The 22,329-nt window shown below is 69.5% G+C and carries 20 protein-coding genes and 1 pseudogene; 13 read left to right on the top strand and 8 right to left on the bottom strand.

Annotation, left to right across the window (positions count from 1 at the left end):
- On the bottom strand, nt 1-319 hold a 319-nt coding region (locus A6F73_RS36920), incomplete at its 3' end, for a hypothetical protein (protein WP_159398744.1).
- A gap of 1,109 nt (nt 320-1,428) precedes the next feature.
- On the opposite strand from A6F73_RS36920, the gene A6F73_RS42030 reads away from it, so the two are divergent.
- From A6F73_RS42030 to A6F73_RS36890, 7 genes are all read left to right on the top strand, one after another.
- On the top strand, nt 1,429-1,611 hold the full coding sequence (locus A6F73_RS42030) for a hypothetical protein (protein WP_159398743.1): 183 nt from the start codon (nt 1,429-1,431) through the stop codon (nt 1,609-1,611).
- Between the two features lie 85 nt (nt 1,612-1,696).
- Nucleotides 1,697-2,026 (top strand): hypothetical protein, encoded by a 330-nt coding sequence (locus A6F73_RS36915; protein ID WP_159398742.1) that lies wholly within the window; start codon nt 1,697-1,699, stop codon nt 2,024-2,026.
- The gene (locus A6F73_RS36910; protein ID WP_063352672.1) at nt 2,023-3,675 is read left to right on the top strand and encodes an alpha/beta hydrolase; all 1,653 of its coding nucleotides are present in this window, start codon (nt 2,023-2,025) and stop codon (nt 3,673-3,675) included. The genes A6F73_RS36915 and A6F73_RS36910 overlap by 4 nt, the downstream gene beginning before the upstream one ends.
- A 263-nt stretch (nt 3,676-3,938) precedes the next feature.
- Complete coding sequence (locus tag A6F73_RS36905; RefSeq protein WP_079136590.1) at nt 3,939-4,319, top strand: hypothetical protein; 381 nt, start codon at nt 3,939-3,941, stop codon at nt 4,317-4,319.
- A 594-nt stretch (nt 4,320-4,913) separates the two neighbouring features.
- A complete protein-coding gene (locus A6F73_RS36895; RefSeq protein ID WP_063352669.1) occupies nt 4,914-5,456 on the top strand; it encodes a hypothetical protein in 543 nt (180 codons plus the stop codon).
- 431 nt (nt 5,457-5,887) lie between these two features.
- On the top strand, nt 5,888-6,205 hold the full coding sequence (locus A6F73_RS40105; RefSeq protein WP_244293841.1) for a hypothetical protein: 318 nt from the start codon (nt 5,888-5,890) through the stop codon (nt 6,203-6,205).
- Nucleotides 6,206-6,280: 75 nt separating this feature from the next.
- The gene (locus A6F73_RS36890; protein WP_063352668.1) at nt 6,281-6,814 is read left to right on the top strand and encodes a Uma2 family endonuclease; all 534 of its coding nucleotides are present in this window, start codon (nt 6,281-6,283) and stop codon (nt 6,812-6,814) included.
- Between the two features lie 121 nt (nt 6,815-6,935).
- Here A6F73_RS36890 and A6F73_RS36885 read toward each other — a convergent pair whose 3' ends face one another.
- The 4 genes and pseudogenes from A6F73_RS36885 to A6F73_RS43775 form a co-directional block, all read right to left on the bottom strand.
- The gene (locus A6F73_RS36885; protein WP_063352667.1) at nt 6,936-7,415 is read right to left on the bottom strand and encodes an Imm1 family immunity protein; all 480 of its coding nucleotides are present in this window, start codon (nt 7,413-7,415) and stop codon (nt 6,936-6,938) included.
- Nucleotides 7,415-11,995: a polymorphic toxin-type HINT domain-containing protein gene (locus A6F73_RS36880; RefSeq protein ID WP_063352666.1), complete on the bottom strand. Its 4,581-nt coding sequence runs from the start codon at nt 11,993-11,995 to the stop codon at nt 7,415-7,417. Before A6F73_RS36880 ends, A6F73_RS36885 begins: the two co-directional genes overlap by 1 nt.
- A 405-nt stretch (nt 11,996-12,400) precedes the next feature.
- Nucleotides 12,401-14,374 carry a trypsin-like serine protease gene (locus A6F73_RS36875; RefSeq protein WP_063352665.1) on the bottom strand — a complete coding sequence of 658 codons (1,974 nt, stop codon included), beginning with the start codon at nt 14,372-14,374 and terminating at the stop codon, nt 12,401-12,403.
- A gap of 536 nt (nt 14,375-14,910) precedes the next feature.
- Nucleotides 14,911-15,096: pseudogene (locus A6F73_RS43775) on the bottom strand (IS6 family transposase); the annotation flags it as partial.
- Nucleotides 15,097-15,962: 866 nt separating this feature from the next.
- On the opposite strand from A6F73_RS43775, the gene A6F73_RS36865 reads away from it, so the two are divergent.
- The 4 genes from A6F73_RS36865 (at nt 15,963) to A6F73_RS36845 (ending at nt 18,775) form a co-directional block, all read left to right on the top strand.
- Complete coding sequence (locus A6F73_RS36865; protein ID WP_159398741.1) at nt 15,963-16,349, top strand: hypothetical protein; 387 nt, start codon at nt 15,963-15,965, stop codon at nt 16,347-16,349.
- 665 nt (nt 16,350-17,014) lie between these two features.
- Nucleotides 17,015-17,338: a hypothetical protein gene (locus A6F73_RS36860; protein ID WP_159398740.1), complete on the top strand. Its 324-nt coding sequence runs from the start codon at nt 17,015-17,017 to the stop codon at nt 17,336-17,338.
- A 332-nt stretch (nt 17,339-17,670) separates the two neighbouring features.
- A complete protein-coding gene (locus A6F73_RS36850; protein WP_159398739.1) occupies nt 17,671-17,901 on the top strand; it encodes a hypothetical protein in 231 nt (76 codons plus the stop codon).
- 130 nt (nt 17,902-18,031) lie between these two features.
- A complete protein-coding gene (locus tag A6F73_RS36845) occupies nt 18,032-18,775 on the top strand; it encodes a hypothetical protein (protein WP_063352659.1) in 744 nt (247 codons plus the stop codon).
- Nucleotides 18,776-18,797: 22 nt separating this feature from the next.
- Here A6F73_RS36845 and A6F73_RS36840 read toward each other — a convergent pair whose 3' ends face one another.
- Nucleotides 18,798-19,379 carry a kinase gene (locus A6F73_RS36840; protein WP_063352658.1) on the bottom strand — a complete coding sequence of 194 codons (582 nt, stop codon included), beginning with the start codon at nt 19,377-19,379 and terminating at the stop codon, nt 18,798-18,800.
- 879 nt (nt 19,380-20,258) lie between these two features.
- Here A6F73_RS36840 and A6F73_RS42020 point away from each other — a divergent pair.
- Entirely contained in the window at nt 20,259-20,645 is a 387-nt protein-coding gene (locus A6F73_RS42020; protein ID WP_159398738.1) for a hypothetical protein, read from the top strand.
- On the opposite strand, the gene A6F73_RS42415 is transcribed toward A6F73_RS42020, so the two are convergent.
- Together A6F73_RS42415 and A6F73_RS36825 are read right to left on the bottom strand one after the other, a co-directional pair.
- Nucleotides 20,642-21,553 carry an IS3 family transposase gene (locus A6F73_RS42415; protein ID WP_244293865.1) on the bottom strand — a complete coding sequence of 304 codons (912 nt, stop codon included), beginning with the start codon at nt 21,551-21,553 and terminating at the stop codon, nt 20,642-20,644. The two genes, A6F73_RS42020 and A6F73_RS42415, sit on opposite strands and share 4 nt — an antisense overlap.
- A gap of 5 nt (nt 21,554-21,558) precedes the next feature.
- Nucleotides 21,559-21,870, bottom strand: coding sequence for a transposase (locus A6F73_RS36825; RefSeq protein ID WP_063352655.1), 312 nt, complete (start codon nt 21,868-21,870; stop codon nt 21,559-21,561).
- A gap of 158 nt (nt 21,871-22,028) precedes the next feature.
- On the opposite strand from A6F73_RS36825, the gene A6F73_RS44305 reads away from it, so the two are divergent.
- Nucleotides 22,029-22,154, top strand: coding sequence for a hypothetical protein (locus A6F73_RS44305; RefSeq protein ID WP_279634979.1), 126 nt, complete (start codon nt 22,029-22,031; stop codon nt 22,152-22,154).
- Nucleotides 22,155-22,329: the final 175 nt, after the last annotated feature.

Raw genomic sequence — 22,329 nt, 5'->3', positions numbered from 1 at the left:
GCGAGGCGGCGAGAGCGAGCGCGACCGGGTCGGCTTCGACGGGCCGCGGGGTGGGACGCGTCGGGTGCCACCACTCCCGCCGTATGAAAGCGTCCAGGCGCAGCAGCAGTACCGGACGCTCCGTCAGCGTGCGCAGCGCCTCGAACGAGTCTTCAGCGCTTCCGGTCGAGCCGACCTCCAGCAGCGCGGCGGTCAACTCCTCCAGCGCACTTCCGTCCGCGGCCCGCTCACCAGCGACCAGCAGCCGGACACGCTCCAGGGCGTCCGCGCCAGGGGAAGGCGGTGAGAGGGGCTGCTGACGACGGAGGAAAAAGTTCACCGCGCCATCCTGCCGGAGCCGATGCGCAGCGCCGCGCCGCACTCCGGGCAGGCCGGCGCCCCGGCCGCACCCTTGTTTCCTCGCGTGTCGAAATCCTCGTTCATGATCGGCATCGTAGGGCGGGTGGGGGACATGTCCCCCACCCGCCCACCACCCACCCGCCGTCCGGACGCCGGTCCGGCGTCCGGACGGACGGAACGAGCCCGGCGACGGCGCCGGTGCTCCCTCCCGCGGCTGCCAGCGGTCCCGGTCGGCAAGGGGGCCGCCGGGATGCGCGGCGCGGCGGCAGACCCGCGACCGGCCGCCGAGGAGAACCCGGCCACCGCCGAACTGCTCACCACCGTCCCGGGCGGCCTGGCGCCGGTCGTAGGCGGCGCGGTTGTCCGGGTTGTCGAGCGCCTCGGTGAGGTAGTGCCGGCCGGGGCGGCCGTAGCGCCACCACACCGGCCCGAGCGGCCCGCGCTCGGCCAGCAACTCCAGCTGAACCTGGCCACCGCCCGGACGGCCCATCTACGGACGTACTCACCGGCCGCCGACCTGCGCCAACAGCCGAAACTCACCGGCCGGTGCCCGGAACTCACCAACGCCCCGGGCGAAACCCCCCAGCGCAGGTCAGCGGCCTACGCCGGGGTGAGACGGGGTTATGAGCCGTGCCGCTTCTCCTCGGCGGCCGCGACTTCGGCGGCGGCCCGCTCGCGCTCGGCATCGGTGCCGTCCTGCACGACGCGCGGAGCTCGGAATTCGGGATGCCGGCAGCGCCTGAGATGGCGGAGGCCGGCACCCCGGCTGTGAGGTCCCGGAGCGCTGGCCGCATCAGTGTGCGCTCTCCAGACGTACGGACGTGTCGGTTGAGGTGGTTCGGCTTGTCCGCCAGCGGCCGATCCCCGTCCCGCCCGATGGGCAGGCGGACGATCCGGCCGCCCGGTCCGGAGAGCGCAGCGCGCCGATGCTCAGCCGCCGTTGCGCGAGCACATGGCGAGGACGAAGAATGCGACGATCACGATGGCGATCCAGCCGAGGCACCCCAGCCCGTCCGGGTTGCCGGGCGCGGCGGAGCCCGAGGGTGGGGGCGCTGATCCATCGATCCCGCACCAGTCCGGAGGACCCCCGTGCGTTCCGTCACCCGAAAGGCCGCCACGATCGGCGCCACCCTGGCCCTGGCCATGTCGGGAGCGGTGCTCGCGGCCGCCCCGGCCTCCGCCGCCGCAAGCAGTGAACAAACGCTGCTGCTGAACATGAACAAAGCCATGCAGAGGAACCATATCGCTAGAACCAGACTAATTGCCCTATAGCGGTTGAGTATCTGCACGGATAGAGATCGGCTGATTACCGAAATAGGCTCCCTGCTGACTGAAGATCTGTCGGGAGGGGAAAGCAGTGGGGCATCTGAAAGTCGATCCGGGTGAGATCCGCATTTCCGCAGGCGTGGCCCGGGCCATCAGCGAGGACTTCGCGAAGCCTTGCCAAGCGGCCGTCACCACCAGCCAGACAGCTTCCGGTCAGCTGACGGGCTGGTCGGTGGCCGCCCGGCTCGGCCAGGTGGCGGGCAACTGGGCACCCGTGCTGGCGGGCGTCGGCGACCGTCTCAAGAAGACGGCCGACAACCTCACCGCCACGGCGCAGGCCTACACGAGCAACGAGAACGCCAACGCCGACGTGTGGCAGCAGCAGAGGATCGGCGAGGCATGGGAGAAACCGGGCCAGTGAACCTGTACGAGCTGCTGCTCCGGTTCGATCCGACCGGGCTGCACGACGCTGCCAAGGCCTGGCGGGCCCTGTCCAACGGGGCCCAGGCCGCCGACAGCCGGCACCGCAACCAGGTGAACGGGCCGCTGAGAAAAGGGAACTGGGAAGGGGAGGACGCGCAGAAGGCGTTCTACACCCTGGGCCGAACCGAGCAGATCCTGGAGATCGTCCGGGTCGAGTCCGCCGCTGTCGCGCTCACTCTGGACACCGTCGCCGACCGGATGTATCAGGCGCAGACCAATCTGAAGAACGCTGTGCACCGCGTGGAGGAGTGGGGTCTGACCGTCGGCGCCGACGGGATCGTAAACCTGCCGGCGCTGAGCAAGGGTGAGCAGAACGACCCCGAGGCCAGGTCCAACCCGGAGCGCAAGGCGCTGGCCGATTTGTGTACGCAGGCCCAGGGGCGGATCAACAAGGCGCTGGCCGACGCGAAAGAGGCGAGCGACAAGGGCGACCATGCCCTCGGGCGCCTCGACGCCGACATCCTGACCAGGCCGAGGACGTTCGGCTCCACCGCCGAGACCGCCACCGACGTGAAGAACGTGGCGAAGGACCTCGGCCTCGCCGATCCGTACGTCCCCGACAACAAGGACCCGCAGAAGTCCGCCGACTGGTGGAAGTCCCTGACCCCGGAGCAGCAGAGCAGTTATCTCGCGCTCTACCCGGACAAGGTGGGGCAGCTGGACGGTCTGCCTTCGGCAGTCCGGGACGAGGCGAACCGGCTGGCCCTGGACCAGGAACTGGACGGGCTGAGGTCCGGTACCGCGCGGGGAAGCGGAATCGACGAGGGGGAGTGGAACATCCGCGAGCAGAATCTGATGAAGCTCAAGGAGCAGCTCGACCAGCACGACAGCGCGGTCGGGGACAAACAGTTGTTCCTGCTTTCCTGCGATTCCAAGTCCTACGGTGGTGACGGCAAGGCGGTCATCGCCATGGGCAATCCCGATACCGCCGACCACACCGCGGTCCTGGTGCCGGGGACGGGAACGACGATCGCCGGCACGGGGGGCCAGCTCGAGCGCGTCAACAGCATGCAGGAGGCCGCGAAGGAGGAGTCGAAGGGGACGAACCAGAAGGTGTCGGTGATCTCCTGGCTCGGGTACGACGCCCCTGAGATCCCGGTCGTGCAGGAGGCGAACTTCGGTGTCGTCGGGACGACCCGGGCCGAGGACGGGGCTGCGGCTTTGCGTCAGTTCACCCAGGGCACCCGGGTCGCCCAGGACGGCGTCGGCAACCACAGCCACCTCTCGGTCTTCAGCCACAGCTACGGGACGACGCTCGTCGGTGCGGCTGCCGCAGGAGGGCAGGGGCTGGGAGCCGACGACATCGTCGCCGTTGCGAGCCCCGGAATGACCGTCCAGCGTGCCGACCAGCTCCACATCGACCCCAACCACTTCTGGACCGGCAGAGCAGCAGACGACAACATCAAAATCGCCACAGGACTCATCCTCGGCGACGACCCGATGAACACCCCGTTCGGCGGGCAGAACTTCCAGGTCGACACCTCCGGGCACAGCGGGTATTGGGATGCCGGCAGCAAAAGCCTCGACAATCAGGGCCGCATCATCGTCGGGAAGCCCCCGGCCACGGTTCCCAAAAACCACGATTAGCCCGGCAGCCTCCCCCGTGACCACCGGAGCCGGGCCGGCCACGGTCCGGCTGCGCCTGGTCCTCACACCGCCCCGGCCACAAGGATTTCACCATGCCCTACTTGCCACGACCCGCCGCACGCTCCGTCGGAGCCCGGCGCCTGGGTGCTGCCGCGCTAGCACTCTGCCTGCCCCTGATTCTCGGAGGATGCATGTCCACACCCGGCCCGAACGACCCACTGCCCGTCAAAGCTCGCCGGGACGCCCAGGATTGGGCCCAGCACATGACCGAGTACATGGCGCAGGCTGCCGGAGCCACCCTCGATGCCGGAAGCGCCGAACCGAAATTCAGCAACTGTGTCGGCAAGAACGACGAGGTCCGCGAGGACGGCCGGTACAAGCTGACGTACGTGGCCTACAGCTCCGCCCCGCTCGAACAGCACCCGCAGGCCGTCCGCAAGGTCCGCGCGATGCTCGAACAGCAGGGCTTCAAGATCGATGGCTACCGCGAGACCACCGGCAGCAAGGTGGACACTGTCCTCGACGCATCGCAGGAATCGAGCCAGTACCTGGTCACGGTCGAGACCACGACTGGAGGACTTCTCCTCTTCCGGGTCAGGACACCCTGCCTGATGCCCCCCACTTCGTCGCCGACTTCTCACTGACCCGGGAACGAAAGGGCCCAGCCCGGTGCCTCCCGCGGCCGGGCCCCCGGGGCGCTCCGTCCCCGCGGTCCCGGCTGACCTCGGCGGTACGCGGCGCGCTGAATAAGGCCGCCCGCGAGCGCTCCGCCACCTCCTGGTCCCACCTGAGCCGCCACCTCGGCAGTGCCCTGCCCGACCTCCACCCGACGACCTGCTTCAGGTCCTGCTCCGGGTAGAAGACACCACCGCCGCCGGCGAACCGCTGCTCTCCTCCCTGCTCGCCGCCGGCGACACCGAGCACCCGGCCCTCTACCGTGAACTGGCCGCCCGCCTCGGCCGACAGGTACCCACCAACACCAACGAGACCCGCGTGCACTGGCAGACCGAAATCCTCCGCCTTCACCAGCAGTTCCGACACCGCTGACCGGCCGCGGTGCCCGGTCAGCTGCTGTCGGGGAGGAACTGCCATCAAGCGGCCCAGCCCGGCCTGGGCGCCGGCACCGTTCTACAGGCGCCTTGGGGAATGGACTCATAGCCCATTTCGGGGGACAACCCGATCACCAAAATGGACCATGAGTCCATCGGGGACCAGAGCGAGGCATGGGGAGGCCGGTCGTGCAGATCATCATCGACACCACGCAGCACACCTTCGAGGAGGCCATGGCCGTGGTCCGCGCCGCCTACGGCCTCGACGCCCAGCAGCCCCCGGGCGTCTTCGTGAACGGGACGTCGGCACAGGCCGTGTGGAGCCACCACGGCAGCTGGTTCGTCCAGCACTGGGACACGGAGATGCTGCACCGTTGGGTGGACCTGCTGCGCACCACCGAGCAGCTTGCCGCGGCCTGGCGGATCTGCATGACACCCGGCGCCTGGGTGGGCAACCCTCAGCTCGCCGAATTCGTCGTCCCGGCAGATCCGCAAGACCGCGGCATGGTGCGGGCTCGCGCCGCAGTGCAGGTAATGGCCAACCTCGGCCGTCGCGAGATCGGGAGCCCCGGCGGCATGCCGTTCGACAGGCAGGACAAGGGCCGCAGCGCCTACAAGGCGGCCAAGCCGGTCGCCGACATCGTGCTGGAGCAGATCCGGTGGTCCGCACTCTACGAGCGTCTGCTCGAGGAGTACCCGGCGGTCCGGGAACAGGCAGAAGCCGACGCGTAGCAGCCGTCGGCGTCCAGGCCGGCGGCCGAGTACACCCCCCGCGCGGGCGGAGCGGACGGAGACCCGGCTCGTACTCTTCGCTCATGCATCTTGGAAGATCCACAGCCTTGCTGATCAGCGCGTCGGTTCTGGTCAGCGCATGCTCCGCCACGTCTGCCCCGTCTTCTACGGCGGACACAAGTAGCTCCCCGACCAAGGCGGCGACCGCTCCTACGCTGCCCGCAGGAGGTACTCCGAGTACGCGAGCCAAACTGAGCGCCGCCGATCTGCAGGGCCACTGGTGGACCTGGGCAGCTTCGAGTGTCAGTGACTCGAACCCTGTCTCAGATCAGGACGGCCACCTGTGCGCTCAGGGCCAGACAGCCGGCATCTGGTTCCTCGCCGGCACCTTTGGCGGGACCGTGACGCGCTCGTGCACAGTACCTGCAGCGGTGCCAGTGGCCTTCCCACTGGTGAACACATACGGCAAAACAGGCGACTGCACCGCCTTCATGGCCTCCGCGCAGGGCAGTGCCATCCTCGACGACCAAGCTCTGGAACTCGAACGATACGAAGCGACAACCGTGCAGATCAGTGCTGTGGACGGCAACCCGCTCACCCAGGACGGGGGCCGCTTCCTAACCCGGGCCTGCGGCCTCTGGGTACAACTGGAACCGCTGGCACCTGGCAGCCACACACTGAGCATCAGGGGATCATCGGGATCCTTTGCCGTCTCCGTCGATTACAAGCTTCAGGTCTCGGCCAGCTGAAGACGTCGGGCGTGGGCGGGACGGCGTCCCTGCCAGCAGATCCGGCGCACTGACTCTGTTCACGAGAACGTTCTCGTGAACAGAGTCAGGCCGTGGACCGTGGACGACGGCCTGGCTCTGCCCGAGGATACCCACCACCGGGTCGAACTCCTCGGAGGTGTCCTTCTGCTGAGTCCCCACCCCGATGTTCCCCACCAGCGCGCCGGTTCCCGCCTGGCCGTACTCCTGGACGCCGCCATCGGGGCCCGCGCCGCCCCATTCGAAGTCCTGACGGCGATAAACCTGGTCGTCCCGGACGGGCTGCTGATCCCGGACCTGGTGGTCGCCGACGCCAACGCGGCCGCCACGGCCGACCTCACCCTTCACGGCCGCGACGTCCTGATAGCGATCGAAGTCACCACGCCGTGCACGCGCGTGGCCGACACCGTACTCAAGTCCGCGATGTACGCCGCGGCCGGCATCCCGCACTACTGGCGCCTCGAGCAGCCCCGGACCCGGCCCTGGCCCTGGCTGAGCACCAGGGCCGGGCGTCTGGACGAGAAGGGCGCCGCGCTCGCAGCTACGAACCGGCCCGATGCCCACCGGCGGTTACCGCTGCGAGAACAGTGAAATGGCTGGAGTTCACCACCAATTAGCGGCAAACTCCAGCCATTATGGGATTCCGTGCCAAAATCGGCTAAATTCTCAGCTTGCACACAAAGATGGGCAAACTTCCAATTTCAACATTTTATCAGTCTTCGATTATTGGCCTGTCGTGTCGCTGGCCATTCGGCTCCCCTGTCACCCACTCAATGCAGCAAGGCCGCTCGCCGGTCCCGGCCATACAATATTCCTCGATGGCGGCCACGATGCGATGAATCGGGATGGTGCTGGCAGGGTCGTGTCGCCGCCCCGTGTAGGCGTCTGCGATTACATCGGGGTCAACGGTGGGCGGCTCCGGGTTTTCGGATATCCAAATGCTGCTGTAGATTCCACCCTTGTCCAGCAGGTGCTCGCTCGCGAACCAGATGAGTGCACCGCAGGCACGATCCGCACTGACCGACGCACGAAGGTACGCAGCCGGGAATTTGGCCGGGGCTTCAATGAGAACAAACGACACTGGTTCGTTTTCGGAGCTGCTGTACTCAATGGCATCGGCGATCGCCTGAGAAATTTCCGCTTGGGTGGCAGGGAACGCCCTGTCATCCCCGTAAGTGATTCGAAGGATCATCAGCATTTCCTCTGTCCAGCGATCAGGTGAGGATCGGCCAGCATACCAGTATCCTCGTTCAGATATGTAACCACCAGTGTCTGGCCGCTGCAGAGGATGAAGGGAACAACGTCATCACAGGTCATACCGTCTCCCTTGCACACCCCCTTTTGGTTGTTGATGACCACCTCCGCGTTCTTGATGGTCTCCTTTTTATTAGCCATCTCCCATGCGACCTTCGCCTCGACGTGGTCTGCCGACGGGTAGACCGTCGCCGCGTTCCTGGGCGCGCCCGACTCGGGGCTCTTGAGCCAGTTGGAAATGGAGGTGACCAGATCCTTGTCACCACCCAGGGTCGTTCCGCTGTAGACGAGTCCACCCCATCGTCCCGCGATTCCGCCCGAGGTCCTGAGCACGGGCTGGCCGGTGGTCGGCCCCATGCCGTTCAGCCTGATCGGGAGCTTGTTAAGGATCTCCCAGATCAGCTTGTCGCAGTTCGCCGGGGCGGCGTTGTGTACCAGGACCGGCGTATCGCCGGCTAGGACGTAGTAGGTGTGGAGGCCCTCGACGGTGAGGTTGTAGGCGGGCTCGAGGCCGGTCCAGTGCCGGATGGAGGCGACCTGGACGGTGGCGCCGTCGTCGGTGCGCAGCGTGTCGCCGACGCGAAGTGCTGCCGCGTCGGTCCAGGCCTGGGTGGCGTCCAGCCAGAACGGGTGGTGGTCGGTCGCGGTGACCGCACCTGAACTGCCATCGCTCTGGCTAATCGCCAGTTCGGTGAAGTCGCGGTCGTCCGGGGTGTAGATGGTGTCGGTCACGACCCGTGGACCGCTGACACCGGAGACGGGGTCCGCCGCAGCGACGAGGTCACCGACGCCGATGGTCTCGATGGGGCGGGTGGTGCCATCGCCCATCAGGACTCGGGTTCCTGCGGGGAAGCTGTTACCCGGGAGCGGGATGTCCGGACAGGCAGCACGGAAAGCCGTCGCGTACCGTCCCTCGCTTTCCAGGAGTTCGATTAGGCCGTGTCCGGCGTTGGGGTCATCTCGCAGGGCCTTGAGGGCGGCTTCCATGCCGACGCCGGTCCTGATGCTGTCTCGGGCCTTGGTAACGAGTCCGGCTGTGGCGGTGAGGCTCTTGACGAGGGCCTGGTTTGTCGCCCCGAGTGCGGCGTCGAGTGCGACTGTCGCTTCGGCGATGCCGATGCCGGTGGCGGTGGCGGTGCGGAATGCCGCTATAGCCTTCGCACCCTTGAGAACGGTGGCGGCGGGGAGAAGGTTCGCGAGAGCGAATCCACAGGCCGCCGTGGCGCCGGGGTGGTTGATGCATTCGATGGCGTCGCCGTACAGGACGTTGGCCAGGAAGCCTGCCCCGGCGCCGCTGTAGCAGACTTCGAGGAAGCAGACCGGGGCAGCACCACTGGCGAAGAACTGTTCACGAGTCACCTGGATGGTAGCTGTGACCGTCTTGCGGTCCAGGGTCGTGCTGCTGAGCACGATGGTGTCCCAGACGCTGTACTTGCCCCTGCACTGCTCGACCGTCAGACCGGGCTCGGGGCAGGTCCGCATGAGGTAGTCGACGGTGCCGGTGAACTGGGCAGTGGTCGTGACGTCGCAGACCAGCACTCCCGCATCGTTCTTGTGCCAATTGCCGTCGCCGTAGACGAGTCTGTCTGTCACCCCCATGGTGCCGTGATCGCACCGCTCGAGGTTGTCGGCAATGACCTTCTTCTGGAAGCCGGGCCGTTCAACGACCTCGACGTAGTAGGCGCGCTCGTCTCCGTTGGTACCGGCTGTCCCGGAGACGACGGCCTGGCGGGTGACATCCTCCGTCTGCTGCTTCGACATGATCAGCTGCGCGGCCTCCCGGGCGGCCGCATACGCTTCGTCCCTGCTCTTGGCAGCAGCGGCTGCCGAGGCCTTCGCCTGGTCGGCGGCCGTCTTGGCGTCGGCCGCGAACTTGCTCGCCTTGGCCGCATAGCCGGCGGCCGCGGCGGCCGAGGCACTGGCGCGGCTGGCGGCGTCGGTGGCGGAGGCGGCGGAGGCCTGGGCCTGCTTGGCGTACTGGGCGGCCTGCTGGGCCGAGGCCTGGGCGGCCTGGGCGGAGGCGGCGGCCTTGGCGGCCCAGTCGGCGGCGGTGGTGGCGCTGGTGCGGGCCTGGTTGGCGTAGCCGGCGGCTTCGTCGGCGGCGCCGCGGGCGTCGGCGTAGGACTGGGCGGCCTGGTAGGCGTACTGGCGGGCCTGGGCGACGGAACCGTCGATGGTGGCCAGGTAGGAGGTGATGGTGGCCACGTGGGTGGCGGTCAGCGCGTCGCGTTCGCGGGCCTTGAACAGGCCTGACTGCAGGAACGGCTCGAGGCGGTCGGTGGGGCCGGACATGACGGCCTGGGCCGCTGCCTGGACTTCGGGGCCGCCGGTCGCCATCGCCTGGGTGACCAGGACGCGGTTGTCGTCCTGGCGAGCCTTGTACTGGCCGGTGGTCAGGAACACGCGGACGTCGTCGATGGTGCCGTCGAGCGCCTTGCCGGCGGCCTCCTTCACGCCCGGGCCGCCCGCGGCCATGATCTGGGAGAGCTGAACGCGGTCGTCGTCGTCCTTGCCCGGGTACTGCCCGGTGGTCAGGAACGCGCGGACCTGCTCCGGTGTGCCGACGCTGGCCGTCTCCGCGGCCAGGCGCAGCTCGAGTTTGCCGGGGCCTTGGGCGATGGCGAGGGCGCTGGTGCGGTCGTCGTAGCTGCGGGCGGTGGTCAGGTCGGTGGTGAGGAAGACCTGGACGGTGTCGTCGTCGCCTTCCAGGGCGCTCTGGGCGGCGGCCTTGGTCCACGGGCCGGCGGAGGCCATCAGGCGCAGGGCTGCCTGGCGGCCCTTGAGCACCGCGGTCTTCGCGTCGGTGCCGGCGGCGGTGGCGTCCTTGATGAGCTGCTCGGTGTCGGCGGCGAGTTGGGTGGCCTTGCCGGATTCCCAGGCGGCGGTCTTGGCCTTCTGGTCGGCCTGGCGGGAGGCTTCCTCGGCGGCGGCCATCTCGGCGGCCTGCTGGGCGGTGAGGCGCTCGGTGTCGCTGGCGCGGGCGACGTCGGCGATCTTGTGGGCCTGTTCGGCAGAGTTCGCGGCGGAGTCGGCGGCGGCGCTGGCGGCGGTGGCAGCGGCTTGGGCGGTGTTGGCCCAGGTCCCTGCGTTGCCGGCGTGGTTGGCGGCTTCGTCTGCGGCGGCCGCGGCCGCGTCGGCGTGTGCGGCGGCGGAATTGGCGGCCCGTTGGGCGTCGCCGGCTGCTGCGGCGGCCTGGTTCGCGATCGCGAGGGTTGCCTTCGCCGCGCGGGTGGCCTCGGCGGCCGCGCTCCTGGCGCGGGCGGCGGCCTGGCGGGCGCGGTCGGCGGCGCCGCCGGCCTCACCGGAGTAGCCGGCGGCCTCTGCGGCGGCGTCGGCGGCGGCCTGGGCGTTGATACCGGCGGAGGCGGCGGCCTGGGCGGCGATGCCGGCCTGGGCGGCGGCCCGCCCAGCCCACTGGCTGGCCTCGCCCGCGGTGCGGGCGTCGGAAGCGGCGTTGCGGGCGGTGACGGCAGCGTTGCGGGCCAGGTCGGCCTTGCTCGCGTCGCCGGCTGCCCCGCCGGCGGCGGCCAGTGCCCGGGCGGCGGCGTCGCCGGCCTTGGTGGCGGCCGACGCGGCGTCGGCCGCGGCGTTGGCGGCCTGGCGGGAGGCCTCGTTGGCGGCCTTCGCCGCCTTCGAGGCGGTCTGGGCGGCGTTCGCGGCCCGGTTCGCCGCGTCCGCGGCGCGGCCGGCGGCGTTGGACGCCTGTCCGGCGGAGCCCTGGGCGGCCTTGGTCTCGGCGGCGGCGCGCTCGGCGGCCTCCTTTGCCAGCTTGGTGGCGTCCAGTGCCTTGCCGGCCGCGTCCTTGGCGGTCTGGGCCTGCTGCCCTGCCTGGGTGGAGGCGTTGGTCGTCAGGTCGGCGAGCTGGGAGACCGTCAGGGTCTCCTGGTCGTGCGCGGCGGCCGTCTGGTAGCCGTACTGGAGGAACAGCTGGACGTCGTCCATCGAGCCGTCCAGCGCGGCGCCGGCGGCCTTCTTCACCTCCGAACCGCCGGAGGCCATCAGCTGGGAGAGGTGGACGCGGTCGTCGTCGTTCCTGGCCTTGAACTGGCCCTCATTGAGGAATGCCGTTACGTCCGCGAGGGAGCCGTCCATGGCCTTACCCGCGGCGTCCTTCACACCGGGGCCGCCGGCCGCCATGATCTGCGACAGCAGGACCCGCTGGTCGTCCTCGAAGGCCTTCTTGACGCCCTTGTCGAGGAAGGCCTGCAGGTCAGCCGCGGATCCCTTGAGCGCGGCCGTGCCGGCCTCGCGGACGCCGGGGCCGGACTTGGCGACGAGTTCCTCGATCTGCGTCCGCAGGTCCTGGTCGGCCGCGGCCGCCTGACCGGTGGCCAGGAACTTCTTCAGGTCGTCGTCGGAGCCGATCAGCGCGTTCTCAGCGGCCTGGCGCACCGCAGGGCCGCCGGACTGCCAGGCGGCAACCGTCCTGACCCGGTCGGGGTTGGGCCCGGTCGCCGGCGGTATGTCCGCCGCCGCAGCGGGGACGGTGAGCAGGCCTGTCAGCAGGCCTCCGACCACGAGCCCGGCCGCGAGGCGCGACCTTGTGGCCCGTGGGGTCAATGACACCCTCATCGGAATTCGCAATCCCATTCTGTTGTCGGGCACCGAAGTGCTGCACGGCCGTAGGTCATCGCGCCAACGGCCCTGGAAACGTTCGGAGAACACGTGGTGGGGCTCGAACCGCCGCACCACAAGGACCTGCCGCCCCACCTGGAGCAGGCGAGGCGGCAGGTGGTCATTGGTCGTGCGTCGGCCGTCCGTCCCGGCCTGTCACCAACCCGCTGGGTCAAGCGGATCCGGCCGGAGTCGGAGATTGGACGGGCGCCGACCGCGCCCCGGGGATCCCGAGGCGGGACGGTGTGCCGGTGAGGCCGTGACGATCCGGCCGCGGCCCCACCGGGAGTTGTCGGGCGGTTGCTGCGTTTAGAGGGTGCCGGCGATGGCGGTGCCGGTGTGGTTGCCGTTGACGCCCTGGAGGTTGAGGGCGGTGGGTGCGCTCCAGGTGCGGTCGGCGAGGCGGCCGACGGTGATGACGCGGTTGTCGCTGGTGACGAAGGCGAACTGGGCGTCGCCGTCGACGGGGGCCGCGCTGACCGAGGTGGCGGTGACCTGCCCCAGCACGCTGGTGAGCGGGCCGAAGGGCTGCCAGGTGCCGTCGGAGAAGCGGACGGTGTGGTACTGGGCGCCGGTGTCGGTGACGACCACCAGGTTCATGTCGTTGCCCTGGCGGGCCATGGCGACGGAGGTGACCGAACCGGTGTCACCGGCGGCGTCGGCGACCGCGCCCCAGGCGCCCCACACGCCGGTCGAGCCGATGCGGGCGGTGTGGTAGACGCGGCCGTTCGCGATGGCGGCGACCTGCAGATCGTTGCCGGTGCCGGCGACGGCGACGGCGGTGACACCGTTGAGGGACCCGGCGACGGAGAAGACGGGGCTGAAGCCGGCCCAGGTGCCGTCGGCGGAACGGATCGTGTGGAAGAGCTGTCCGTCGGCCAGGACGACGACCTGGAGGTTGGCGCCGGTGGAGGAGACGGAGACCTGGGTGATCCTGCCGAGGTCGCCGACGTTGGTGTTGAGGTCGCCGAAGCCTCCCCAGGCACCGGCCAGGGTGTGGATGGTGTGGTGCAGGTGTCCGTCACCGCCGAGCGCGACGATGTGGGTGTCACCGTTGATGCCGGCGGCGGACACGGCCTTGACCCCGCCGATGTTGCCGGCCTTGGCCTGGACGTCCTCGAAGGGCGTCCAGGTGCCGTCGTAGAGGCGGGTGGCCTGGAACAGGCCGGTGTCGCCCTTGACGAGGGCCTGGGTCTTCCAGCCGAGCGCGGTGGCGCGGACCTGCTGGACCCAGCCGGCGACGTCGTCGACGCGGGTGGAGGTGGCTCCGGTGCGGGTCTCGGTGGCGGGGGTGCCCAGGCAGCCGCCCTGCCAGGAGCGGGAGGCCACCGCGACGACCTCGCTCGTGCCGTTGGCGTCGCGCAGCAGCGGCGCCCCGGCGTCGCCCTGGCAGACCGCCGCGTTTCCGGCGGCCGGCGTGGTGTCGACGGTGGTGGCAGCGACGGTGCCGGTGGTGTGGGTGGCGGCGTGGGGCTTCAGCGGCGCCCACTCGGTGGCGGTGCGCCCGAAGCCGGCCACCCGCAGGCTCTGCCCGCTCGTGGGCGCAGCCGTGGCCAGGGCCGCCGGGGTGACGCCGTCGATCGGGGTGGCCAGGCGGGCCAGCACCAGGTCACGGTCGGAGCGGGTCACCAGTTCGGCGACGGTGGCGGTGTGGCCGCTGACAGTGGCGGTGGTGTCGGCCGCCAGGGCGCCCGACACCCCGCCGATGCAGCCGGCGGCGGTGAGCACCCAGTTGCGGTCGACGAGCGTCGCCGTGCAGGAACGCGCATCCGCGCGTCCGGCCTGCCCGGCCGTCACAGTGCCGACGGCCGGAAAGTCGGTGTTGGCCGGCGCGGCCGGCCCGCCGGTGGCGTTGAGCTCCAGCAGCGTCGTCTCACTACCCGCGGTGCCGCCCTCGCCGACCGGCGTCCAGACGTTCTTGGCCAGGTCGATCGTGCTGGTGGTGCCGTCGGTGCTGACCGTCGCCTTGACCGTGTGGTCGTCGCCCTTGATGTTGTAGATCTTCGGAATCTCCAACGCCAGGTACCCGGCCGGACCGTTGATCTTGAAGCAGACCTCGCTCGGGTTCGCCGCCCGGCTGTAGAGCTGCACCTGCCCCGGCCCCGCGGTGCAGTCTGCGAGCACGATGTGCCCGTCGCCGCTCTTGAGCGTGATGTTCCGCTCGGCGAGGATCTTCGCGGCGTCCGGGTAGGCGAAGTTCTCCACCGCCACCGGCGCCGAAGCCTCCGCGGCCGTCGCCGCGACCGGCATCGAACCGGCCACCACCGGTATCGCCAGCGCCACGCCCAGAGGCAGAGCCAGTCTTCTAACAGTACGCATTCAAAACTCCCGGTAAAACGCCAGCCGGGAGACGCCAGCCGCCCCCCGCGCCGGCAAAGAGAAAGCCAAGCGGACGCTATCGACCGGGATCCAGCACGTCAAAGCCCCACCTCAACCGACATCAGGCCTGTGACCTACACTCAAGTCCCCACACCACGAAGCCGAAACGACCAAGATGGCCAATCAGATCTGACAGACAATTCAAACCAAAACAGGTCACCGAAACACCAACAGCCGACCATCACAGTTCGATGACGCTTCCTCCGCTCCACAGGCATCCCAGCGCGGGTGTTGTCACGTTGACGGGCGGGTGATGGTCTGACGGGTCGCCAGGGTGTGGTGGGGTCGGGTTCCGGGTCCTGGTTCAGGCTGCAGCGGGCAGGCCGATGCTGCCGGTGATTTGGTCCTAGACGGTGAAGCGGAGGGTCATTTCGAGGCGGTGTCCGACGGCGGTCATCAGGTGTCGTCGGGTTCGGAAGTGAGGGGAGATGCCGCTGAACGACGAAGACCTCGTCGAGATGCCATTTGTCCCCGGCCGCGGGTCGTCGGCGGCGCAGGCCATCGGCGTACACCTGCCCGAACTTCAGGCACCACCGACGCACGGTCTCGTGGGAAACGATGACACCGCGCTGGAGCATCAGTCCCTCGACCTCGCGGAGGCTGAGCGGGAACCGGAAGTACAGCCACTGGACCTGTCCAGGGGCCTGGACGCGTTCATCGGGGACTTTTCGGCCTGACCATCCCGGCCTCCATCGCGTCGGCCTGCAAGACACTGCGCACGACACGGTAGTCGGGGTCGGCGAGACCACCGCCCTTACCACCCCCTTCCCTCTCGACCTCGACCTCGACCTCGACCTCGACCTCGACCTCGACTTCGACCCGGCGAGACTGCGCCGGCCGTCCCGCACGACACCGGGACGGCCGAACCCCCCGACCGCGGGTCCGGCCCTGCGGACATTGTCTCCAGCGGTCGGTCACAGAGGAGTACGGGCACCGGTTTCCGGTCGAATGCTCCTCAACCCCCGGACGAGCGCTCGGCCCGCTGGCCTGCTACTCGCCAGATCCTGCGTGCTCCCGATCTTCCACTTCGTCTCAACCCTTCTGGCAAAACGGGGGCGTTCCGTCGCGGGGACCACCGGTTGTCCTGCGGGTTCGTGGCCGGTCCCACTGGACCTGGTGGTATCTCACCCGTCTCAGGTGCAAGTCCGCCGATTCGCGGTGCGCGTGGCTGACAATCCCGTCGCGGGCGACGTTCTACCGCTCCGCATGGGGTTCCTCCTTCCTCATCCGGGTGTTGGTCTGCCAACCTGGGGCACGGGGACGGGCACGGTACCAGGACAGCTCGAAGACGCCTGCCCACAGCCTCTGGGCAACCGCTTCCGCTGGGTGCCCCATCGGGCACGGCCCGTCGGAAGCAGGCGTCTTGCAGGTTCCGGTCTCCGATGACGAGACAGGTCCGGCCAACGGCCGGGCCACGACGGGTAATCCGGTGCGGCGGGTGCCGTCGTGCCGGCGAAGCGCACTACTCGCGCCAGACACCGAGGAGCAACGTATGAGGATCAAGGTGGGACGCCGCACCGGAACAGTCGCGGCGGCCTTGGCAATCAGCGCTGGTGTGGTGATTTCGGGGGCAGACAGCGCCGCTGCCTCCGCTTGGGTCCGAACAACCACCAGCAACTGGGTCGGTATCTACAACAACCCCAACACCTCGAGCAAGACCGGCGCGGCGGATCTGCCCCCGGGCTCCGAGATCTGGGCCGACTGCTGGCAGGTCGGCGAGAGCATCGGCAACTGGGGAGACACCTGGTACCGCGTCACCTACGTCTGGTACCCGGGCGCTTCGAACTACGTGTACTCACCGGGTTGGACGTTCGCCGGATACGTCGACAACAACGCGAACACCGTCGACCGGAACCCCAACATCCCTCGGTGTCAATGAACTTGATGCCGACCCGGGCCCCAACTCCGGCTACCGCATCAGCGTCGTGTAGCGCCTGCATGAGAGCATATCGGCGATCTTGGTGACCTGGATCACCGTCGTGACCTCACTCTGCATCAGCACAGGTCAAGCGACGGCCGGGCACTCCAGAGGAGGAGCCCGGCCGTCGTCATGTCAGCAACCGGCTCGGTCCGGACCCTCCCCTTCGGTCTCCCTCTCCCGGGACCCCCGCCTGCCCCGCCAACCAGGCCGGGACCGGGCGGCAACGGCAGAACCGCCGCGGACTGCAGCCGAGTGGATGGCCAGGCACGGCGTGCTCCGCCCCCGCACCCGTGGCCAGCGCCCGGCGGCGCTGGACCCGCCTACCAGCGGGGGGCTCCTCCCCCCGCACCCCCCACCAGCCCTGCGCGGGCTGGACATGCGCTGCCGCGCCCGCCCTTCCCCGGATCCACGCGGAACTCACCTTCACCTGCCGAAGCGGCGGAATATTCCACAGCGTCGAAGACGACGAGGCACTGCTGCGCGCCGGCCGGGCCGTCATCAAGCACTTGACCTGAACGGATGAGGTGGCCGCCTGACCCTTTCACTCCGTTTTCGCCTGGCCGGCCAGGCGAAAACGGAGAAGGACAGGACGCGGGGACGGGTACGGGGCCAGGCTGATGGTCATGATGAACGAGAGCGGGCTCGCCGGGTTCGTGGCGGCGCCGAACGGTTGGCGGGTGGCGATCGCTTCCCCAGGGGATTCACAGATCATGGTCGTCCCGCTGGTCGGGTGGGTGCCGATCCCCGAGGACTCCGGCTCGATCATGAGCTCCCCGCTGGAGCCGGTGGTGCTCTTCGACAATCCGCGGGAGCCGACCATCTCGACCGTCCACAGCACCCTCACCGGCTGGGCCGACCGCTCCTACGTCCACCAGGTGCTCGCGCCGGGGTTCGAGGTCCGGGAGATGCCCGAGGGGTGGAAGACTGTGGAGTACGGGGACGACTGATGCCACGCCCGTCCTTGAAAGCCCAGCCCGCAACCACCTGTGGTCCGGGACACCTCCGATAGACCTACCGGCAGCAGTCGGGCCGACGCTCGCGGTCGTTCGGCACTCCCCCGGCGCTCCAGGACCCACGGATCCGCGCGAACTCGGTCGGCCAACGCCGCTCCCAGACCTGAACGACCTCCTCCTCCGTGGCACGGAACAGCATGGTGACGCCGCCCGGCAGACCGTCCGTCGCCACCAGCTCCACCCGGCAGGAAGCCCCCGGCTCCGGACACCCGTTGCAACTGCGCCCACGGAGGACGCGGGTGGGGGAGACGGTTGCCGGACCCGGTTTGAGGGTTTCAACGGCCCGGGCTCTGGTGCTCCTGGGGATCGAGGACGCCACCCGGGCCGAGGAACCGTTGCTCTGCTCCGTTCTGGCCCTCGCCGACACTGCCACGCCCGGCCTCTACCGGGATCTGGCCGCCCGCCTCGGGCGGCAAGTTCCCGCCGGCACCGGCGAGGCTGACGAACACTGGCAGGCCGAAGTCCTCCGGCTCCAGGGGCACTTCCGTCACCACTGACGTCGGTGCCTTGCGCGACTGCCCGGTTCCAGTCCCGGCCCGCCGGCCGCCCCTGCGCCCGGCGAGCCAACCCGCCCACGGAGGGAAGCCCGCATGCCCCCCCGACATCTCCACCGCCCCGCTGCACGACTTGGTCAACGACCTTGCCGTCATCAACCGCCCCGCCGACCCAACCACCTGGGGAGGCATCCACGCCGCCCAGCAGCAGGCCCACGAGGAACTTGCCCGCTGGCAGAAGGCCAGTGACGACATCGCGGCCAGCCGCGAGAGCGACATGCGCCCGGGCACCGTCGTGCTCGGCCTGGCCGAAGCCCGCGACACGGTGGCGCTCGCCGAACTCGCCCGGGACTTCGCCGAAACGACCGCCCTGCGGGCCCGAATCCTCCTGAGCCACGCGGCCACCGACGGCTACCGCGTCGACTCCAGGGGCGTGGCCATCGCCGATGCCTCCCGCGCGGTCCTGACAACCCTGGTGGACACGGCGACCGACCGCACCAGCGGCTACATCGCGGGCCCGGCCCTGCGCACCTCCTCGGTCGTGCTCGCCCCGCTGCTGGACCGTGCGGCGGCAATCCGCCCGCTGGAGTACGACGGCCAGCACGACCCGGACCAGGCGGTCAGCAGCTGGAGCGCCCGTCTGGACGATGTCCTGCTCGCCCTCGGAAGCCGCCACCATCACACCGGCGACCTGCCCGTGAAGGAGGTCACCGCCTGGATGGAGGCCAACCGCAATCCGCCCGCCATCCTCACAAGTGGCTTGATCGCCCATCAGATCTCCCGGCCGATCGCGGCGGTGTGGCTGGCCCTGGAGCAGCTCGCCCAGGACGACGCCGTCGCCCACGGCCCCGTCGGATGGGCACTGCTCACCAGGTGACCTGGCTGGACCGGCTGGCGGTTCAGGGGCGTGGTGTCCAGCCCGGTGGGGTGAGCTCGGTGTCGGTCAGGATCCGGGCGACAGTGTCGTCCAAGGTGCTGTCCTCTCCGACGACGTGTTCGAGGCCGCCGGACAGGAGGTCCCGTGGCCGGTACCAGCCGGCCATCTGCTCGGCGCCTACCTCGGCGGACAGCGGCCGGGTGGCGTGGCGCCGCACCGTCTCGGCGAAGCTGACGTCCAGGTAGTAGAGGAAGCTGCGCCCGCGGTGGCCGGCCACCAGATCGGTGAGCATCGCGCCGTACCGGCCGGCGTCCAGAATTCCCTCGACGACGACGTGGAAGCCGTTGTCGAGGGCGTGCCGGGCGATCAGGCTGATCAGGGCGATGTTCGCGCCGCCGGCAACGTCCCGCTCGCGCAGCACTTCACGGCGCAGGAGGTCCTGCCCGACGATCGCCAGGCCGCGGCCGTACGCGGAGCGGATCCGGGTGGCGGTGCTCGACTTCCCGGCGCCACTGGGTCCGCGTACCACCATCAGCACCGTACCCGGCGTGCCCGGCCGGGCACCGGCGCCCACTGCGGCGGGCTTCTCCACGCTGCCGTCCATACCGCCGACCGTACCCATGGCCAGAACTGGCAAAGCGCGCAAGGGCTGCAGGCCGGAGATGGTGCCGAAGCGGGTCTGGGGCGGTCGGCCTGGCGGCGGACTCGGTCGTTGGCCGGCACTGCTCCAGGAGGGTGGTTGATGGTGGTGAGGGTCACCCGGGCGGCTGATCTGGCTGCGGACGACGTGGTGGGGCCTGCGGTCCGGGTGGGAGGGTGGCGCGGTTCCGGAGGCGGATACGAGGGGAAGCGATCAGTGTCGCGGGAGAAGCAGCGTCGCAGGAGTGCCCAGCCGGCCGAGGAGCGGTGGGTCAGCTGGACGCAGACCGCGCCGCCGGGTGAGTCGGCCCGGGCGCGGATCATCACCAACTGCGCTATCTGTTCCACGGAGCCTGGGTTCGAGAAGCACGTACGAGGGGCCTTCCTCGCTCCAGTTGGCACGGGCCGACGGCGACTGTCCCTCGCCCGCGGCCTGCGCGGGGCGTACGAGCAGTTGAAGCAGGAGAACCCTGACCGAGGTGAGCGGGCAGTCGCCTTCGTGACGGCGTTCGCCGCTGAGCACGGCCACCAGCCGTCCCGCCTCGATGTCGCCGCCCACTTCGGCTGGTGCGAGCCTCGTCCTGGCCGTGTGGCGGACAAGAGGGTCTGGGCCTTCGCGGTGGAACGGCTGATCATCAACGGGTGGCTGGTCACTGACGGACGGCCGTGGGGGATCAGCGCCGGGCCGGGACCCCAGGTTGAGCCGGGGAGCGCCTGCGAGGGGCTGGTGGGGGATGTTCGTGCGGGCAGTGCGGCCGACGGTGTCCGGGTTCCCCAGCCGGCGGCCCTGTCGGGGGGCACCCGCCCAGGGCTCGTACCCGGTGCAGGGTGGGGCGGTAGGTCCGTGAACGCAGCGGAATGCACGTGCGAGCGGCCGATCTGCACCGGGCCGGGCGGACTGGCCGCGATGCACTTGCACCAAAGGCAGATCCGTGCGGAGCGGACAGCGGACGGCAGGCGGTTTCGCTCGCGGCGCTCGGACTTCCAGATCTCCCGGACCGTGTTCTACCTGGTCGGCCACCTTGAGGGTGATGCACCAGTGCGGCTGAACTTGGGGGAGATGGCCGCGCTGTACGACCGGAGCGAGGCGCTGATGCTGGCGGAGCTGGACTGGTTTGCCGAGCACCGCTTCGTTCACCTGGACGGGCGGGCCGACGGCATCGTCCGGCTGTGGGTGAACCCGGCCGTTGCCGTCTTGAGCTTCCCCCGGTGTGTGGGAGGTGCTGATTAGCTGGTCAGGGCGGGTGTGGGTGGCTCGATGGCCACTGGTTCGGCCGTCGCCTGGTCGGCGTAGTGCTTGGCTTCGTACTCGTCGGGGCTGAGCCAGCCGAGACGCTTCTGGATGCGCCGGGTGTTGTACCACCCGTCGATATAGACGAACAGTGCCAGGTCGGCGTCGGTGCGGGTCGCGAAGGTCGTGCGGCGCACGCACTCGGTCTTCAGCACGCTCCAGAAGTTCTCGGCCAGGGCATTGTCGAACGAGTCGCCGACGGTGCCCATGCTTGCCTCAATTCCTGCCTTGAGCAATCGGGTTGTGAGCTTGATGGATGTGTATTGACAGCCGTGGTCGCTGTGATGGATCAGCTTGCCCGGCTCCACCGGGCGGCCGTGGAGGGCGTACTCCAGTGCCGTGAGAACCAGGTCGGCGTCCGCTCGTTCGGAGGTGTGCCAGCCCACGATCCGGCGGGAGAACGCGTCGCGGATCGTGGCCAGCCACCACGGTCCCTCACCGGTCGGGACCAGCGAGATGTCCGCGACCCACAGCCGGTTGGGTGCGTTCGCGGTGAAGTCGCGCTGGACCAGGTCCGGGGCGAGGTCGGCCGCCGGGTCGCGGCGGGTGAAGGAGCGGGGCCGGCGCGGGCTGACGCCCTGAAGCCCGGCCTCGCGCATCAGACGCTCGACCCTTTTACGGCCGACGTGGGTGCCCTCGCGTCGCAGGACGGCGTGGACGCGCGGGGAACCGTAGGTGGCATCCGAGTCCGAGTGGACGCGGCGGATCTGCTCGGTCAGTTCGGTGTCTTGGCGCCTGCGCTCGCACGGCGCGTGAACGTCGCGGCGCCAGCGGTAGTAGGTGGAGGCGGGGATGTGCAGTTCCCGGAGGACGGGCTCGGCCCCGAAGCGGTCCTGGTGCTCGTCGATGAGCTTCAGTACCGTCGCCGGGTCGGGTCGAGCTCCTGGGCGAAAAAAGCCGAGGCGGCCTTGAGGATCTCGCAGGACCGGCGAAGCTCGGCGTTCTCCTTGCGCAGAGCGGCCAGTTCCTCCTTCTCGACGGTGGTCAGCCGGTCGTCGCGCTCGCCCCGGTCCGCCTCGTCCTGGCGGATCCAGTTGCGCAGAGCCTCGTGATGCACCCCGAGGTCACGGGCCATCTGACGGATCACAGGCTTCGGATCGGCAGCCCGGTACGCGGCAACGGCCCGCTGCCGCAACTCGGGCGGGTACTTCATCGGTGCAGCCATGACAGAGGCTCCCTTCTCACGGCCCATCAGGCCATCTCCGGCAACCTTCCGCACCTCGGGGGAACCTCATCTGCGGCGCCGACCCCCGTATCGCCGCCGCCCGGCACAGCTTCCCCTATTTCACTGTCGAGGACGCCTCCTCGGAGGATCGGGTGTGCGTGCACGAGTACAGCGAGGACCTGTGGGAGGCCATCTACGCCGGCAACTTTGAGGCGTTCACCCGGGAGACGTTCCTCAGTCCGGACTGCCGGGTCTGCTGTTCACCGCGCCTGACCGTGGTGTGATTTGTCGGCTTCCCGCCCGTGGTCAACAGCGCCACGGCGAGGCGACATGTGCGAATGCAACCGCGCAGGCTATGGCGATGTCGGGCCGTTGCTGGGGCCGCAGGTCAGTCATCTTGGCCCCGGGCGGGGACACCGTGCGGCGTGAAAACAATAGGCTGGCGCTGGCGCCTGGCGT

Source organism: Streptomyces sp. MJM8645 (genome assembly GCF_001625365.1).
GTDB lineage: Bacteria > Actinomycetota > Actinomycetes > Streptomycetales > Streptomycetaceae > Kitasatospora.
This window is presented reverse-complemented; position numbering and strand designations above follow the sequence as displayed.

Coding starts and splice junctions, on each gene's coding strand:
- A6F73_RS36825 (WP_063352655.1), bottom strand. CDS start 21,870: ATGGCTGCACCGATGAAGTACCCGCCCGAGTTGCGGCAGCGGGCCGTT.
- A6F73_RS36860 (WP_159398740.1), top strand. CDS start 17,015: ATGATGAACGAGAGCGGGCTCGCCGGGTTCGTGGCGGCGCCGAACGGT.
- A6F73_RS36885 (WP_063352667.1), bottom strand. CDS start 7,415: ATGATCCTTCGAATCACTTACGGGGATGACAGGGCGTTCCCTGCCACC.
- A6F73_RS36840 (WP_063352658.1), bottom strand. CDS start 19,379: ATGGACGGCAGCGTGGAGAAGCCCGCCGCAGTGGGCGCCGGTGCCCGG.
- A6F73_RS36905 (WP_079136590.1), top strand. CDS start 3,939: ATGACCGAGTACATGGCGCAGGCTGCCGGAGCCACCCTCGATGCCGGA.
- A6F73_RS36865 (WP_159398741.1), top strand. CDS start 15,963: ATGAGGATCAAGGTGGGACGCCGCACCGGAACAGTCGCGGCGGCCTTG.